Origin of the sequence: Williamsia muralis, assembly GCF_002735905.1 — a bacterium.
GTDB classification, from domain to species: Bacteria; Actinomycetota; Actinomycetes; order Mycobacteriales; family Mycobacteriaceae; genus Williamsia; species Williamsia muralis_A.
In genome coordinates this window covers 1526235-1542696 of sequence record NZ_PEBD01000010.1, presented here as the reverse complement: position 1 = coordinate 1542696, position 16462 = coordinate 1526235, and the positions used below count along the sequence as shown (strand labels likewise).

Genomic DNA, 16462 nt, shown 5'->3' with positions numbered 1-16462 from the left:
TGTTCTGATGTGGGTGTCAGCTAGTTGCTGGGCACATCGGGCTCTTCTCGTTGGCTCCGCTGAGCAGCAGGCACACCGTCGTCTTGGACAGCTTCCAACGTCCCTCGTTATAGGCGATCAGCGCCTCGACCTGCGTCTGCGGCTGGTCAGGGAAGTTGATCTTCACGTTGGCCTTGGCCTGGTTGGCTCCGGCGGGACGCACGGGGGCGACGATCTCGTAGGTGACGTCGGGGTTGGCCTTCATACCCGCGATCAGCTTGTCGAAGATCTCTGGATCCGCATCCGATCCCTCGACCAGTTCGGTCTTCTCCGTATTCGGGATGTTGGGATCGAGCGCCACCGTCAACATGTCATTGAGCGCGGCGGCCGTCGGCGGCTTCTTGGGGTCGGTGAGGCCCGGAGCGCCGCTAGGGTCGGCCGAGTCGCTCGGCCCGGCGACCGAGGTGGTGGTCGTTGTGGTGGTGGGGTCGTCGCTACCGCCGTCGTCTGAACAGGCAGCGATGGAAACAAAGGCGCATAGTGCGACGCCGGCGGTCACGAACTTGCGAAGCTTCAAAATCCGTCCTTACTCATTGTCACCGCTACCACCGAAATGGAGGCCGTGAGAACTAGTCGGTCGGCCGCTTGGGCCGTCGGTCCTGCCCCACTATGCCAAAAACATGCCGAGTTGACGCATAGCGGTTTAGCCGTCGAAGCTGGCGGCGTGGTCAGAACACAACCTCTGGTGTCGATTCTCACCACTGGTGGCACCATCGCCAGTCGTCGATTCGCCGATGGCGCACGTCCGGCGGTCGCCGCAGAAGCGCTGGTGGCACACCACACCGAGGCGGGTCTCGAGCTTCGGACCCGCGACGTACTCCACCTCGATTCATCGTCTCTGTTGCCGGAGGACCTCGACGCGGTGCGGTCGGCGGTGGTGGCCGAGCTCGATGATCCATCGGTGACGGGCGTGGTGCTGACTCACGGCACCGACACCATGGAGGAGACGGCGATGCTCATCGATCTGATGCACGCCGATCCCCGGCCGGTGATCATGACCGGGGCCCAGCGTCCGGCGGATTCACCTGACGCCGATGGTCCGGCGAACCTGTCTGCTGCCATCGCTGCGGCGGTCGATCCCGTGTCTCGCGACCGCGGAGTTCTCATCGCGATGGGTGGCACGCTGGTACCGGCTCGTGGCACCGCCAAGTTCGACAGCGTTGCAGATGCTCCTTTTGCCACCGTGCGTCCGAATCTCCCGCGGCCTCTGCTCACGCCGGCTCTCATCGCCGGCACGCGGGTGGACATCGTGATGTTGTATCCCGGCGTCGACCCCTCGATCGTTGGTTGGTGCGCGGACGCGGGCTCGGCGGGAATCGTGTTGATTGCCACGGGTTCCGGTAACACGCACCCGCGGGTGGTGGATGCGGTGGCCGACGTCATCGGCCGTGGCGTTGTGGTGGTCGTGTCTTCCCGTGTTCCGCGGGGAGAGATCGTCGCGACGTATAGCGGCGGCGGTGGCGCTGTTGATCTGGCCGCCCGTGGTGCGATCATCTCGCCGTGGTTGCGGGGGCCCCAGGCGCGAATTACCTTGCAGGCGTTGCTCGCCGGTGGCGCAGGGCATGCCGATGTCGCGGCGTTTTTCGCCGCGGAATAGACGTCTGGCCCCGGAGCTCGCGCGCCGTGCCTCATGTGCGCTCGGGCCGCTTACTTCTCGGATCAATTCGTTGAATCGTCGCAGTCACCCGTGTCGTCGCAGTCACCCGTGCCGTTGCTCTCTGGGTTCGCCATTGCCTCGGCCGGGTTGTGTTGCTGGAGCTGCATGCGTTGTTCCCGTTCGTTGAGTGCCTGTTGGCGTTCGGCGATGATTTTTTGCCATGCCGCTTCGATGGTGTGGTCGGTGTGGTGGGCTCGGTTGATTCTTGGTTGTTGGTCCGGGTCGATGTATTTCGGTGGGATCCATGCGACTCGGCCGGCGTCGGGTCCGTCGCGGAGCATGATGGTTTGCCATTGATCCTCGCCGGGTCCGATCATCGCGTGGTGCGGGATGCAGGCCGGGGCCAGTTCGTCGATGTCGGTGTGTCCGCCGTCGGCCCAGGCGGTGGTGTGATGGATTTCGGTCCAGGAGATCGGGTTACGACAACCCGGGCTGGTGCAGCCTCGGTCTTTGGCGAACAGTGCCATCCGTTGGCCTTGTTGGGCGGTGCGTTTGGCGCGTGCGAAGTACAGGACGTCGGCGGAGTGGTTGGCGAACACCGCCAACGACCACTCCGCGCGGGAGGCGAGTTCGAGAGCATCTTTGACCGGCAGGTCGACGCCGGAGGCGGTGTGGGCGATCCCGGCGGCCTCGTCGAGTTGTTGTTTGGTCATCGTGATGATGACCTGCACTGGCAGGCCACGGTGGGAGGTGCCGAGCAGTTTGTACTCGAGGATGGTTTTGAGGATTGCTTTGAACGCGTCGTGTTGACGTTGGGCACGGGAGCGGGTGTCACGCCCGGCCGCGGCCTCGATGATTGCTGGGTCCATGGTCGGGTCATCGACGGCCCCGGTGGGTGAGTTCGGGTCGTCAGGATTGTTCATCCCGGGTGCTGCCCACACATCCATCACCGTCCGAAACAGCGCCAACGTCGCCGGATCCAGATTTCCGGAGAGCTTGCTCATCATGTCCAACCCTTGGGGACCGTCGGACAAACCCCGGTTGCGTTTGCGGTCGACGTCATCGGTGAGCGTCCCGTCCGGATCGACCCGGGCCAACACTTCCCGCCCACACACCTCGAGTTCGGTGGGGCCCAGGGTGCGGGCGTTGTCGGTCATCCACGCGTCGACCAGGTCGTACACTTCTGGCGCTGACTTGTGCGGGATTTTGTCGCGGACTTTGAGCATCACGTCCGTGTGCGCCAACCCGATTGCACCGTCGGCCAACGCTTGGGATGCGGCCGGACACTTAGGTGGCAACGCCTCACCCTGCATCGACAACAACACACCGGCAGCATCGAGCGCTTTCAACCGTGACGAGGCATCACCACGAGACACCCGCAGCTCACTCATCACAAACCGGTGCAACGTCGAATGACCAGCCTTACGAAACAAACCCCGATCATTCACCTCCTGCAACCGCTTGAGACCCTGAAACGCAAGTGCCCGAACAACTCTCTCGTTCACCCGCACCAACTCAGCAACTTGCACATCATCAACATCAGCTGATGACGCACCAGCAATCCGCTGCAACACCGCATCGAGATCGCGATACAACCCCACCAACACCGGCATTGGCGGTGGATCCACCGTCACAGAATCACTCATCGACAAGCCCCCCAGCCCTCGAACCCCTTTCACCAAGTCTACCAACAGAACCCGACATTGTCGAACATATTTTCGAACCCGTCTCGATCGCCTATTCGCGTTGGGAGAGAATCAAATGTGTTGACAGAGAGAATATTCAAGCAGCGCGTTGCGTGTAGCTGTCGACGTACTGCTGGCCCGACAATCGCGAGAGGGTCGCCATCAGATGGTCCGTGGCCTCACGGACATCCGTTGGACTATCAGCGGAGAATGTCGACAATACGAGGGGCTGCCCGACGACGACGTGCACTTTGCCAGGCCGCCACAGCCGCGCGCCAGGAGGATTCACGCGGTCGGTTCCCTTGAGTGCCAGAGGCACAACCGGCGCACCCGTCGCCAAGGCGACACGCATCACGCCGGTTCTTCCCCGGTGCAGCAGCCCATCTCTCGACCGCGAGCCCTCAGGGTGGATGCCCCACACGCCGCCGGCACCGACGATGGAAACAGCTTCATCGAGTGCGGAGACGCTCGCGACACCCCCTCGGCGGTCAATGGAAAGTTGTCCGGTGGCCGAGAAGAACCACCGCTGCACACAGCGCGAATACCCGTGCCCGTGAAGTACTCCTCCTTGGCGACAAAGGTGACCCGGCGCGGCAACACGAGAACCATCACCAGAGAGTCGACCACCGCCAAGTGGTTCGCCGCCACGATGACGGGTCCGGTGGTGGGGAAGTTCGACAACCCGACGACGTGTGGACGGGCGACGAGCCGCAGGAAGGGGCCGATCAGGACATATTTGAAAAGCCAGTACCACATGGATTGACCCTCCTCCTGTAGACAGTGTCTACATCGCTGGTAGACACTGTCTACATGGCGGATCCTCCAGATACAAGGGCGCTCTTGGTGCAGGCAGGCATCGAACTCGTCGACACTGCGGGTCTCGCTTCGGTCGGACTCAGATCGATTGCGCGACACGCGGGCGTGTCACACGGAGCGCCGAGGCGCTACTTCCCCACTCACCGAAGTTTGTTGGCGGCAATCGCAGCGGTCGGCCTGGACGATCTGAAAACAGCTATGGCGGAGTCAGATTCTGAGCCGTCTACTTCACCGAATACAAGACTGTCAGCGATGGCTCGCGCTTACGTCGATTTCGCCGCACGCCGACCCGGGATGTTCGAACTCCTGTTCCGCCACGATCTACTCGAAGGCGGAGGCGAAAACCTGCGCGTTACGACGATCCCCATGCTCACAACCGTCGAAGAACTGTTTGCGGACAGTGTCGGGCGCGAGCAGACGAGCCGCCGAGCCTTGTTGCTGTGGGCGTCGATACACGGAATCGCCATGCTGACCGCGACTCGTGCGCTCGACGTGTTCGAGACAAACGTGGAGGCTCTGCTGACCGACGCGGTGTTTGTCCACCTACACGCAGCTGCCGAGCAGTAACCACTACTCGTCTTCGTTCGCAAACCGGAGGAATTCCTCAGGCCAATCCAGGCTGAGCAGAGGGTCCGCCACTTCCAGCTGCGGATCGTCCAGCGAGAACGTCTTGGCGAATCCCGGACCGCGACTTCGTGTTTCGAACCGGACCGTGACCCGTCCGTGACCGCTGCCCTGAACCCACCCGTGCCCGAACTCGCGATGGTGCACGTCATTACCGGTGGTCCAACGCAGTCGGTCGGCGTTGGGGTCGCGACCGCCCGGGTGGTACATCTCCTCCGATGTCGATTCCGCGCTCGACTCGGGGGCGTCGAAGGTGGAGTCGAGCTCTGGGAACATCGCAAACTGCTGCACCGCCGTCAATCCCGAAAAACCGACGCCGACAAGCCGGATGGGCCCGATCTCCTGGGGGTCCAACGCCAGCCGCTGCGCGGCAGCAGCGAGTACGGGTAATTCGGTGGTCGCCGCAGCGAGCGTGGTCGACCGGGTCAGCACCGACATGTCCGACTTCTTCAGCTTGACCACCACCGTGCGCGAGCCCCGCCCGTCGGCGAGCAGCCTCCGATGCGCAGACGTCGCAGCCCGCTCGACAGCACCGCGCAGATGCCCGAGGTCGGTGATGTCCTCGGCAAACGTCGATTCGGCGCTGATCTGCTTGGCCGATGCCCGTTCAGCGACCGGCCGGTCATCTATCCCCTGAGCCAGCAGGTGCAACCCGGGCCCCACAGTGGCACCGAGAACCGACGACACTTCCAGCGTCGACATCCGAGCGAGGTCTCCGATGGTGTCGATTCCCAAGCGCTGCAATCGTTCCCCGGCGACCGGGCCGATGCCCCAGAGTTTGCGCACGGGCAGCCGGGCGAGGAACTCGCGCTGCTCCCCCGGCGTCACCACCACCACACCGTCCGGTTTCGCCATACCCGACGCGATCTTTGCGATCTGCTTGCCACTCCCGAAGCCGACCGAGGCGGCCAGACCCAGCTCGTCCCGAATACGGGCCCGGAGGCGCTCGGCAAAAGCTGCGGCGACGTCGGCCGGCGCGCCTGCCAGTTCGACCGGCTCGGCGAAAGCCTCATCGAACGACAACATCTCGATGACAGGAACCTGGGCGCGAATCAGGCCGAAGACACGCAGGCTCACCGCCCGGTAGACGGATCCGCGGGGCGGGAGGACGACGGCGCCCGGACCGACCAATCGGCGCGCTTGGTGCATCGGCATTGCCGAGTGAGCTCCGAAGACCCGCGCCTCATAGCTGCAGCCGGCGACCACTCCTCGGCCGCCCAGTCCCCCGACCAGCACCGGGCGGCCTCGAAGTGTTGGACGGGTGAGCTGCTCGACGGATGCGAAGAACGCGTCCATGTCGATATGCATCACCCACCGGGAACTGATGTTCCCGTCCTGCACCCGCACACAGTGATGGTATGCCCCGTCCGGCTGATCAGCGGACGTGCACCGGCGTCAGCTCGAACACGGGAATGGCCGGGCCCGCAGCGGTCAGTTCGTCATCACTCGAGCCTGCGGAGATCTTGACGGGCATCAACGACGCAACCTCCCAACCCCAGCGCTTGAGATATGGGCGAAGTACCGACGGCTTGTCCGCATGGGCCAGCTCGGTGACGCGGTAGGTCGTCGAAGTCCGGCCACCGCGCAGCGTGCACTCCCCCGACGCCCGCACATTCCTCGCCCACTGCGTCTCTCCGCGAGCACCGATCAGGAATGTCCGGCCGTCCAGACGCAACGGGTTGACCGGGATGCGCTGGATCGCACCGGTCTTGCGACCCCGGACCTCGAGCGTGCGGGCGCCGGCGAGTGTGATCCCACGGTCAGCCATCCAGGCGACAACCGAGTTGAACACGGCAACGGACTTACCAGGCTTGTTGTAGTGGGTCGTGGCGGTCATGGTGGCTCCTGGGTGTCTCGAGTCGATGAGAGCACTGCTCTCTGTTTCTCCGAGTGTGCGCCCCAGTCGCCGAGAATGCAAGAGCACTGCTCTCTTTTGTGTGAGGATGGACGAGTGCCCCCGCAATCGCCCCACCGAGAGAAGACCGCGACGGAGTCGACACCGCGCGCGATGGCCCGTGCCCGTACCCAGGAACGCATCCTCGAACTCGGCCGCGCTCATCTGGCTCGATATGGCGCTGCGGCGCTGTCGCTGCGTGCCATCGCACGCGACCTCGACCTGGTCTCGTCCGCCGTCTACCGGTACGTCGCCAACCGCGACCAGTTGTTGACGCTGCTGGTGGTGGATGCGTACACCGAGTTGGCAGACCACGTGGTGGAAGCCCACGAATCGGCCGCCTCGGACGCATTCCGGGAACGACTGATGGTCAGCTGCCAAGCTTTCCGACGATGGGCAGTGGCCGAACCGGCCCGCTACGCACTGCTGTACGGCAGCCCCGTGCCCGGCTACCAGGCACCCGCGGAGTTGACCACCGAGCCGGGCACGCGCGTTGTCGGCCTGCTGCTGAAGACGTTGCAGCAGGCGGCAACTGCCGGGCGGATCGGAGATCAACCGAGCTACGGCGATTTACCAGGTGCCGGCTTCGCGCCGATCAGAGACGAGTTCGCCCTCGACATCGACGACCAGCACGTTCATACGGCGATCCTGCTGTGGGCCACCACGGTTGGGCTGACGAGCCTGGAAGTGTTCGGCCAGTTCGGATCCGAACCGCCAACCGATCCGGAGGTCCTGTTCGACCTCCAGATCGGCGGCGTACTCGATCGGATCGGACTCGGCCACGCGCAGCCGACAGTTGGTTAATCGGCCTTGTTCGCCTTCACCAGCGTCGCTTGCACACCGTCACCCAAGGCCACCCACTCGCCGGCGGCATTGCCGTCGTGACCGGCCACCAGGTCGAGCTCGACCGCAAGAACTTCCCTGGCGATCAGATCGCGGTGCCGCTGCGCCCACTCGACATGGTTGTCGGGCACTGCGAGTGTCACACGGATGCGGTCGGATACGTCCAACCCTGCCGCGCGGCGCGCTTCTTGCAGCTCGCGGATGCGGTCCTTGGCCCAGCCCTCGGCCTCGAGTTCCTCGGTGACGGACGTGTCCAACACCACCAGACCCGCCCCGGCAGGCAGCTCTGCGGTCGACTCCGGCTGCACTGCAACGAGTTTGCGCGTGTACTCACCTTCGAGCAGCTCGATGCCGTCAGCACTGACCACGTCGACACCATCACGCTCGTCGATCGTGACGTTGCCCGCCTTGACCGCCTTGATGACGCGCTGGACGTCTTTGCCCAGACGGGGTCCGGCAACTCTGGCGTTCACCGCGAGCTCGACCCGGCCGTATTGGTCCGCATCATCGGTCAGACGCACGGACTTCACGTTCATCTCGTCGGCGATCAGATCGGAATACGGCCGCAACCGCTCGGCATCGGCGGATGCCACGGTCAACGACGGCAGCGGCAGGCGTACCCGGAGCTTGTTCGCCTTGCGCAGACTCGAGGCCACCGAGCAGACGGCCTGCACATCATCCATCGCCGCAACCAGATCAGGATCGGCCGGCAATTCGTCATCGGCCGGCCAATCGGTGAGGTGGACCGAGCGACCTCCGGTCAGGCCCCGCCAGATCGCCTCCGTGGCGAGTGGCAAGAGCGGCGCCGCAAGGCGGCAGGCCACCTCGAGCACGGTGTACAGCGTGTCGAAGGCCTCGGGCGCATCGTCCTGGCCTGCCCAGAAACGCGAACGGGACCGGCGCACATACCAATTGGTGAGGGCGTCGCAGAAGTGACGGAACTCGTCGCACGCCCCCGCGATGTCATAGGTCTCCATCTGCCCGGTCATCACATCGCGAGTGGCGGCTGCCTTGGCCAGGATGTACCGATCGAGCACATTGGCCGAGCCGGTACTCCACTGCGCAGGCCGGTCCGCATACAACTGCAGGAAGCTGTACGCGTTCCACAGCGGTAACAACGCCTGCCGAACACCCTCGCGGATGCCGCGCTCGGTCACCACCAGGTTGCCACCCCGCAGGATCGGAGAGGCCATCAGGAACCACCGCATGGCATCGCTGCCGTCACGGTCGAACACCTCGTTCACGTCGGGGTAGTTGCGCTTCGACTTCGACATCTTCTGGCCGTCGTCGCCCAGCACGATGCCGTGGGCGGCGACGGTACGGAACGCCGGCCGGTCGAACAGTGCGGTCGACAGGACGTGCAGGTTGTAGAACCATCCGCGCGTCTGCCCGTTGTACTCGACGATGAAGTCACCCGGGCTGTGGCCCGGTACAGCTGGTCGAGCTCCGCTCCGCTCCGTCTCCGGTACAGAGTCCGTTCCCTCGAACCAATCGGTGTTCTCGAACGGGTAATGCACCTGTGCATACGGCATCGAACCGGACTCGAACCAGCAGTCCAGCACCTCCGGAACCCGGCGCATCGTCGACTCACCGCTCGGGTCATCAGGATTGGCGCGAGTGAGCTCGTCGATGAACGGGCGGTGCAGGTTGTCGGGACGCACGCCGAAGTCACGCTCGAGCTCGTCGAGACTGCCGTACACGTCGACCCGCGGGTACTCGGGATCGTCGGACACCCATACGGGGATGGGCGCACCCCAGTACCTGTTGCGGCTGATGTTCCAGTCCTTGGCCCCTTCGAGCCACTTACCGAATTGGCCGTCCCGGATGTGCTCCGGCGACCACTCGATCTGCTTGTTGAGCTCCACCATCCGGTCGCGGAATGTGGTGACCGCGACAAACCAGGAGGGCACCGCCATGTAGATCAACGGCTTTCCCGACCGCCATGAATGCGGATAGGAGTGCTCGATGGTCTCGTGGCGCAGGATCTTGCCCGCGGCTTTGAGGTCCTTGATGATCACCGGGTTCGCGTCGAAGACCTGCAGGCCCTCGTAGGGAGCTACCAGACTCGTGAATCGCCCGCCTGCATCCAGCGGTTGCACCACCTCGATGCCGTACGCGGTCGCGAGCTCCATGTCCTCTTCACCGAAAGCCGGTGCGAGGTGGACGATTCCGGTACCGCTGTCGGTGGTGACGTAGTCACCCAGCAGAACACGGTGCGCACCCTCATGACCCGCGAAAAAGTCGAATGGCGGGGTGTAGTGCACGTTCTCCAGTTCGGCACCCAGGTAGGTCCCCAGAACCTCGGGCTCCGAACCCAACTCACGTGCGTAGCTGCCGAGCAACGCGGTGGCGAGCAGGTACTGCTGCCCGTCCTCCCCGCGAACGTGGCTGTATTCGAACTCCGGATTGACGGCGATGGCCAGGTTCGACGGCAGTGTCCATGGTGTGGTCGTCCAGATCAGGGCTTCCACCCCGTCGAGCGCAGCAGGACCGGTATCGCTGGGACGCAGGGTCATTCGCACCGTGACAGCCGGATCCTGGCGCATCTTGTAGGCGTCGTCGAGCTTGCTCTCCTGATTCGACAACGGAGTCTGCTCGTACCAGGAGTACGGCAGCACGCGGTAGCCCTGGTAGATCAGGCCCTTGTCATGGAGCGCCTTGAACGCCCACATCACCGATTCCATGAAGTCGATGTCGAGGGTCTTGTAATCGTTGTCGAAGTCGACCCATCGAGCCTGGCGCGTCACGTACTCCCGCCACTCGTCGGTGTAGCGCAGCACCGATGCGCGGCAGTAGTCGTTGAACTTTGCGACGCCCATGGTCTCGATCTGGGACTTGTCGGTGATCCCGAGCTGGCGTTCGGCCTCCAGTTCCGCAGGCAGGCCGTGGGTGTCCCAGCCGAAGCGGCGATCGACCTTCTTGCCTCGCATCGTCTGGAAACGCGGAACGAGGTCTTTCACGTACCCGGTGAGGAGGTGGCCGTAGTGCGGCAGCCCGTTGGCAAAGGGGGGCCCGTCGTAGAAGACGAACTCAGGCGCGTCGGCCCGGTTGTCGATCGACGCCCGGAACGTGTCGTCGGCCTGCCAGTAGTCGAGTACTCGCTTCTCGACCTCGGGAAAAGACGGCGCTCCGGCCTTGGTTCCCCCGGTGAGATCGACCAGCGGGTACACGCGAGTTGCTGAGCCACTCGTCGATGGGGCTGATATCGGGTCCTGTGTGGTCACTACCGTCTCCTCGTGCGTCGGCTTTGCTGCCTGGCACGGGGACGAACCGATGATTCATCGGCCGCGGTACCACCCCGCTTGCGTCCGTGGGACGCCACTCGGTCGATCTGCCGGCGAGACGCCGGTAATCGTCGAGGCGTTGACGGACCTCACCCGCCCGGTTCTACTGGGGACCGCCAGGGCTGTCCTGTTCTTCCGAGAGCTCCCCGGTGATGGCCGGATCAACGCTGATGACAAGTCTAACGCGGCTTGTCGAGATGTATTTCCTCGGTGGGCGGGTCATCGTCGTAACGGTGACCCTGTACATCCGAGTGACCCGGCACATCCGAGTGACCCTGTGCATCCGAGTCCTGCTGATGCCCGCTCTGGTCTCGCACCTTATCGGCGGACCCGGGACTTGCCTGGTCGTCCGCGCCCGATTCTGGCCGGGCGTCGTGGTCGGCCTCATCAGAGTTCGACCGGCGGCCGAGCCCGATCAGGTCAGCCAGCAGGAATCCGACTCCGATCACGCACACCACGATGCACGCGACCGCGAGCCAGAGGACCCCGCTGATCAGCGCCGCCACCAACAGGACGAATCCCACCAGGGTGGCGCCCAGCGCCAGCACCAGCACGGATCAGACCCCGACGAGAATCAGTTGTTCGGCTTGCTGAATCCGCCGGAGTTGGTGAAACCACCATTGCCGGGATCGGACGAGAAAGCGTCGCCACCACGTGCGTTGTCCACCGGTGCGGCGCTTCCACGCTGCTGCAACTCTTCGAGCTGGGATTCGAGGTACGTCTTGAGCCGCGTGCGGTACTCACGCTCGAACGTCTTGAGCTGTTCGATTCGACCCTCGAGCACCGAGCGCTGCTGGTTGATCGTGCCCATGATCTCGGTGTGCTTGCGCTCGGCGTCGGCCTGCAGAGCGTCGGCCTTCTCCTGCGCCTGCCGGGTCTGGGTCTCGGCGCGCGACTGCGCGTCGGCCAGAATCGCCTCGGAGCGCTGACGGGCATCGCTCAGCATCGCCTCGGACTTCGAGCGGGCGTCGCCGACGAGAGCATCGGCACGTGCGCGTGCGTCGGCAACCATGGCCTCGGATTCGCTGCGCGCGTTGTTGGTCAGACGATCCGCGGTCTCCTGGGCCAGGCCCAGCACGCGGGCTGCCCGGATGCTCTGGTCCTCGTTGGAGGACTGCTGTGGCTGCTGCTGCGCCACCGGCTCAGGAGCGGGGGGCTGCTGCTTGGCGAAGGTCTGTGTCGCGGGCTCTTGCGCGGGCGCAGCCTTCTTGGCCTGGTCCACCTCGCCTTCGAGCTCCTCGACGCGCTGCTTCAAGTCGGAGTTCTCTTCGATCAGACGCGCCAGTTCAGCTTCTACGAAGTCGAGGAACTGATCGACTTCGTCCTCGTTGTAGCCGCGCTTACCGATCGGCGGTTTGCTGAACGCGACGTTGTGCACATCAGCTGGTGTCAGCCGCATTGGTCGGTCCCCTTATACCTTGTATCGAACATTGGTCTGCTTGTCTGGAGGTGCTGGCTGGCGTAGTCACCGCCCATGAATTCACTTCTGACGCGACCCAGATCATGGATCAGTCAGCCATATTATTCACGATCGACATCTAGCCTGTAACTGGCGTCCATCCTGTCACACTAGAACCGTTCGTCGCACCCTTTGGTTGCTATGTCGAAATCAAACGGGTGTCAAAACGCACTATTTACTTCGGCGCGTCCCGAGTTTGTGACCCGTTCGTTATCAACCTACTCGATACTAATGCCCCCGCTTGCCATCCGGGGGTACGACCCGCAGTCGAATCCGACTAAGCGGCGACCAACGACATCGCGATGAGAACAACGATCATCGTGATCATCAGCGAGAGGTCCAGGCGAACGGGTCCGAGCGGGATCGGCGGCAGGATTCGGCGAAGGGCCTTGATGGGTGGGTCTGTCGTGGTGAAGACAGTTTCGATGACCACCACCGAGGCTCCGGTGGGTCGCCACTCTCGGGCGAAGGTTCGCACCAATTCGATCACCAACCGACCGAGCAGAAGCAGCCAGTAGATGAAAAGGAGGTAGTAAATAATTTCGCGTGCGATCGTCACGCCACAACTCTGCCCGATTTCGGTCCCGGATGTGAAAACGACAGGCCGGCGGGCCCGTCGGCCGACCTACTGGTGGTTGTAGAAACCGGTTTCGGCGATCCTCTTGCGATCCTCGGGCGAGACGTCGATGTCGGCAGGAGCCAGCAGAAACACCTTGGTGGCCACCTTGTCGAACGAGCCGTGCAACGCGAACGCGAGGCCGGCGGCGAAGTCGACGAGGCGCTTGGCGTCGGCGTTGCTCATCTCCACGAGATCCATGATCACAGGGCTACCGTCGCGGAACCGCTCGCCGATCGTGCGTGCCTCGGCGTAGCTGCTGGGCCGCAGAGTGGTGATCTTGCCGAGCGGGTTGCCTTCTTCGAAGACCCGGTCGAGTTCTGCGCGCGGGTCGATGGCGAGGGCGCCGCGGGTGGAGGGGCCACCGACCGCGGAGGGCCGGGTGCCGACCGTGCGTGTGGCGAGCGGTTCGAGGCGGCCCGTCATCCGTGCCGGCGCGGGGGCAGCCGCGTAACGGTCGATCGATTCGAACTGCGGGCGCCGGGAGCCGGCGTAGGCGTACTCGGGAACGCGCTCGTATTCACCGTCCCGGAAGTCAGCTTCGCGGTAGTCGCGGTCGTCCACGTCGTCGCGATACTCGGCGCGGTAATCGCTCTCGCGGAAGTCTGCCTCGTCACGGTAGTCGCGCTCGTAGCGGCGCGACCGCGCCGGAGCGGGATCGTCAAGGTAGTCGTCTTCGTAGTCACCGGGAGGGACCATGCCGAAGTACGCCTTGAACTTGTGGATGGTGCTCATCGCAATTCCTCTTTCAGCCGCGGCCGGTACTCGACAACTCCTGCAGTCCTGTTGCCACTGTTAGTCATGTTGTCGCTGTTACTGATGTGACTAACCGTTATGGCGAGATTAGCGGCCTGTCCCCCATGATCGCGGTACCGACACGCACGCAGGTTGATCCGTGTTGCACTGCGATCTCCAGGTCCCCCGACATACCGGCGGACAGCTCCCGCGCCTCGGGGTGCTGCGCCACGAAATCGTGATGGATGGTTGCTGACGCCGCCATCCATCGGTCCGCCGAACCGTGCAGCGGAGCGATGACCATCAGCCCGCACAGCACCAGGTTGGGTAGTTCGGCGATCGACTCGGCCAGCTCGGCGAGGTCGCTTTCCGCTACTCCCCCACGGCCTTTCGCCTCGTCATCGTCGAGGCCGACCTGAATCAGCACCTCCAACGCGGCAGCGCGGTCACCATTGTCGAGGGCGACGCCGGTGGCGCGGTCGAGGGTTTGCGCCAACTTCAGGCTGTCCACCGAATGCACTCGATCAGCCCAGCGCGCAACGGACTTGGCCTTGTTGCGCTGCAGTTGACCGATCATGTGGAAGCGCAGGTCCGTGCGGCCGGTGGCGGTCCGCACATCTTGGGCCTTCCGGCCGGCCTCGGGTTCACGGGACTCACCGAACTCGCTGGCACCGGCCTCGATCAGCGCCAGCACGTCCGCTGCAGGGAAGAACTTCGTCACCGGCAGCAGTGCGACATCGGCGGGAGAACGACCGGCCGCGACACACGCCTCGTCCACCCGCAGGCGGACGCCGGCCAGATTGGCCGCCAGTTGCGACGCCCGTGCAGGGGACACCGGCTCCTGATCAGGCACTGCCACTGTCCATCCAGATCACACAGGCCAGCCGGCCGGTGGGATTGTCGCGGCGATGACTGAACAGCGCCGGGTCTTCGATGGTGCACCGCGGGTCCTCGGCCACCGCCGAGACGCCCGAGGACAGGAGCTGACGGCGAATCCCGGCACGCAGGTCCAGTCCGGGAGTCCCCTTGGCGGTGCGGGTGGCGCTGCCGGGGAGGTGCTTTTCGACATCTGCCTGCATCTGCGCGGGCACCTCGTACTGACGACCGCTGGCGGCGGGGCCGAGGAACGCACCGATCCGGCTCACCTTGGCGCCGGCTTCCTCCATGGCCTCGAGCGTGCGGGGAATGATCCCGATGCGCGCTCCGACCCGGCCGGCGTGCACCGCGGCGATCACACCCGCCGTCTCGTCACTGAGCATCACCGGCACGCAATCAGCACTGAGGACGGCCAACGCGAGGTCGGGCGTGGTGGTGATCAACGCATCGGTGGCAGGCACTGCGCCCGTCACCGGCTCGTCTACCCGAGTCACGTTGCGGCTGTGGATCTGCTCCATCCACACCATGCGTGCCGGGTCCACGCCAATCTTCTCGGCGAGGCGAAGCCGATTGCGGCGCACCGCATCCGGATCGTCGCCCACGTGGTCACCGAGATTGAACGACGCGTACGGACCGGTGGAGACACCACCGGACCGGGCGGTGACAACCCGCCTGATCCGTATCCCCACTGCGGGGCTCAGCGCTTCATGAACGGTGGGACATCCACCTCGTCGTCGGCCTCGTCGAGACCGTGAGCCGGACGCGACGAGCCGTTGCGCGACGAGCGGTCGTCGGTGAACGGGTCACCGGCGGGCACCTGCGCGAACAGCGGGTCACGCCGTTCGGTGGTGTTGCCACCTGCCGACACCGACCCGGCACGTGCCGAACCGACCGAGCCACTCGTACGTGCGGCAGCGGTCGCAGCAGATTCGACCGGTTTGCGTGCGGGCGAACCACTGTCGAAGCCGGCGGCGATCACCGTCACCCGCACCTCGTCGCCGAGGTTGTCGTCGATGACCGTGCCGAAGATGATGTTCGCGTCGATGTGTGCGGCTTCCTGCACCAGCGTCGCTGCCTCATTGATCTCGAACAGGCCGAGATCGCTTCCGCCGGCGATCGAGATCAGCACGCCGTGAGCACCTTCCATGGAGGCCTCGAGCAGCGGGGAGTTGATCGCCGACTCGGCGGCCTTCGTCGCCCGCGACTCGCCCCGCGCCGAACCGATGCCCATCAGGGCACTGCCTGCATTGCTCATCACACCTTTGACGTCGGCGAAGTCGACGTTGATCAGACCCGGCGTGGTGATCAGATCGGTGATGCCCTGCACACCGTTGAGGAGAACCTCGTCGGCGCTGCGGAAGGCATCCATCAAACTGACTGCGGCATCACCCATCTGGAGCAGCCGGTCGTTGGGGATCACGATGAGGGTGTCGCATGATTCACGCAGTGCGGCGATACCGACCTCTGCCTGGCCACCACGGCGCTTTCCCTCGAAGGAGAACGGGCGGGTCACGACACCGACCGTGAGTGCACCCAGTTTGCGCGCGATGCTCGCGACGACAGGAGCGCCACCGGTTCCGGTACCGCCACCCTCACCCGCGGTGACGAACACCATGTCGGCGCCCTTGATCAGTTCCTCGATCTCATCCTTGGCATCTTCGGCGGCGCGGCGTCCCACCTCCGGATCGGCGCCGGCGCCGAGGCCACGCGTCGAGTCGCGGCCGACGTCGAGTTTGACGTCGGCGTCGCTCATCAGCAGGGCCTGTGCGTCGGTGTTTATCGCGATGAACTCGACCCCCTTGAGGCCTTGTTCGATCATGCGGTTGACGGCATTGACTCCGCCGCCGCCAATACCGACGACCTTGATCACGGCAAGGTAGTTGTGCGGGGGCGTCATAGCGCTCGCCTTCCTTTTGTTTCGATCCGAACCATCTGGCTCTACTGCTCGCACCCACCGGGACCAAAACCCTCAACCTAAACCACAGGCTTAGAGT

Annotated in this window: 15 protein-coding genes and 2 pseudogenes; 4 read left to right on the top strand and 13 right to left on the bottom strand. The window is 64.4% G+C overall.

All coding sequences use genetic code 11. The features are described 5' to 3' along the window. Window positions 1-16: 16 nt before the first annotated feature. Complete coding sequence (locus CSW57_RS20770) at window positions 17-556, bottom strand: hypothetical protein (protein ID WP_223249371.1); 540 nt, start codon at window positions 554-556, stop codon at window positions 17-19. Between the two features lie 147 nt (window positions 557-703). Here CSW57_RS20770 and CSW57_RS20765 point away from each other — a divergent pair, with 147 nt between their 5' ends. Then, window positions 704-1636, top strand: coding sequence for an asparaginase (locus CSW57_RS20765; RefSeq protein WP_223249370.1), 933 nt, complete (start codon window positions 704-706; stop codon window positions 1634-1636). 62 nt (window positions 1637-1698) lie between these two features. Here the strand turns inward: CSW57_RS20765 and CSW57_RS20760 are convergent, their stop codons facing one another. Then, window positions 1699-3264 (bottom strand): HNH endonuclease signature motif containing protein, encoded by a 1566-nt coding sequence (locus tag CSW57_RS20760; RefSeq protein WP_189339341.1) that lies wholly within the window; start codon window positions 3262-3264, stop codon window positions 1699-1701. Window positions 3265-3418: 154 nt separating this feature from the next. Further along, window positions 3419-4077: pseudogene (locus CSW57_RS20755) on the bottom strand (lysophospholipid acyltransferase family protein). Between the two features lie 54 nt (window positions 4078-4131). Between CSW57_RS20755 and CSW57_RS24825 the strand changes: the two are divergent. Both CSW57_RS24825 and CSW57_RS24820 read left to right on the top strand, forming a co-directional pair. Further along, a pseudogene (locus CSW57_RS24825) lies at window positions 4132-4290 on the top strand (TetR/AcrR family transcriptional regulator); the annotation flags it as partial. A 99-nt stretch (window positions 4291-4389) separates the two neighbouring features. After that, window positions 4390-4704 carry a TetR-like C-terminal domain-containing protein gene (locus CSW57_RS24820; RefSeq protein ID WP_317615618.1) on the top strand — a complete coding sequence of 105 codons (315 nt, stop codon included), beginning with the start codon at window positions 4390-4392 and terminating at the stop codon, window positions 4702-4704. 3 nt (window positions 4705-4707) lie between these two features. Here the strand turns inward: CSW57_RS24820 and CSW57_RS20745 are convergent, their stop codons facing one another. Then, window positions 4708-6069 (bottom strand): DNA polymerase IV, encoded by a 1362-nt coding sequence (locus CSW57_RS20745; RefSeq protein WP_099384674.1) that lies wholly within the window; start codon window positions 6067-6069, stop codon window positions 4708-4710. A gap of 67 nt (window positions 6070-6136) precedes the next feature. Continuing rightward, complete coding sequence (locus CSW57_RS20740) at window positions 6137-6598, bottom strand: nitroreductase/quinone reductase family protein (RefSeq protein WP_099384336.1); 462 nt, start codon at window positions 6596-6598, stop codon at window positions 6137-6139. A gap of 114 nt (window positions 6599-6712) precedes the next feature. Between CSW57_RS20740 and CSW57_RS20735 the strand changes: the two genes are divergently transcribed. Beyond that, window positions 6713-7459, top strand: a complete 747-nt coding sequence (locus tag CSW57_RS20735) for a TetR/AcrR family transcriptional regulator (RefSeq protein WP_317615615.1) — start codon at window positions 6713-6715, stop codon at window positions 7457-7459. On the opposite strand, the gene ileS is transcribed toward CSW57_RS20735, so the two are convergent. From ileS to ftsZ, 8 genes are all read right to left on the bottom strand, one after another. Then, window positions 7456-10722, bottom strand: a complete 3267-nt coding sequence (ileS, locus tag CSW57_RS20730; RefSeq protein ID WP_317615614.1) for an isoleucine--tRNA ligase — start codon at window positions 10720-10722, stop codon at window positions 7456-7458. The genes CSW57_RS20735 and ileS overlap by 4 nt on opposite strands. Before the next feature lie 239 nt (window positions 10723-10961). Beyond that, window positions 10962-11336 carry a hypothetical protein gene (locus CSW57_RS20725; RefSeq protein ID WP_099384334.1) on the bottom strand — a complete coding sequence of 125 codons (375 nt, stop codon included), beginning with the start codon at window positions 11334-11336 and terminating at the stop codon, window positions 10962-10964. 20 nt (window positions 11337-11356) lie between these two features. Beyond that, on the bottom strand, window positions 11357-12181 hold the full coding sequence (gene wag31 / locus CSW57_RS20720) for a DivIVA-like cell division protein Wag31 (RefSeq protein ID WP_023961064.1): 825 nt from the start codon (window positions 12179-12181) through the stop codon (window positions 11357-11359). A gap of 337 nt (window positions 12182-12518) precedes the next feature. Further along, on the bottom strand, window positions 12519-12800 hold the full coding sequence (locus tag CSW57_RS20715) for a YggT family protein (protein ID WP_023961068.1): 282 nt from the start codon (window positions 12798-12800) through the stop codon (window positions 12519-12521). Window positions 12801-12866: 66 nt separating this feature from the next. After that, complete coding sequence (locus CSW57_RS20710) at window positions 12867-13592, bottom strand: cell division protein SepF (protein ID WP_099384333.1); 726 nt, start codon at window positions 13590-13592, stop codon at window positions 12867-12869. Window positions 13593-13689: 97 nt separating this feature from the next. Beyond that, the gene (locus CSW57_RS20705; RefSeq protein WP_223249369.1) at window positions 13690-14445 is read right to left on the bottom strand and encodes a YggS family pyridoxal phosphate-dependent enzyme; all 756 of its coding nucleotides are present in this window, start codon (window positions 14443-14445) and stop codon (window positions 13690-13692) included. Further along, window positions 14438-15151 (bottom strand): peptidoglycan editing factor PgeF, encoded by a 714-nt coding sequence (gene pgeF, locus CSW57_RS20700; protein ID WP_051721856.1) that lies wholly within the window; start codon window positions 15149-15151, stop codon window positions 14438-14440. Before pgeF ends, CSW57_RS20705 begins: the two co-directional genes overlap by 8 nt. Window positions 15152-15165: 14 nt before the next feature. Continuing rightward, window positions 15166-16365, bottom strand: coding sequence for a cell division protein FtsZ (ftsZ, locus tag CSW57_RS20695; protein WP_099384332.1), 1200 nt, complete (start codon window positions 16363-16365; stop codon window positions 15166-15168). Between the last annotated feature and the right edge of the window lie 97 nt (window positions 16366-16462).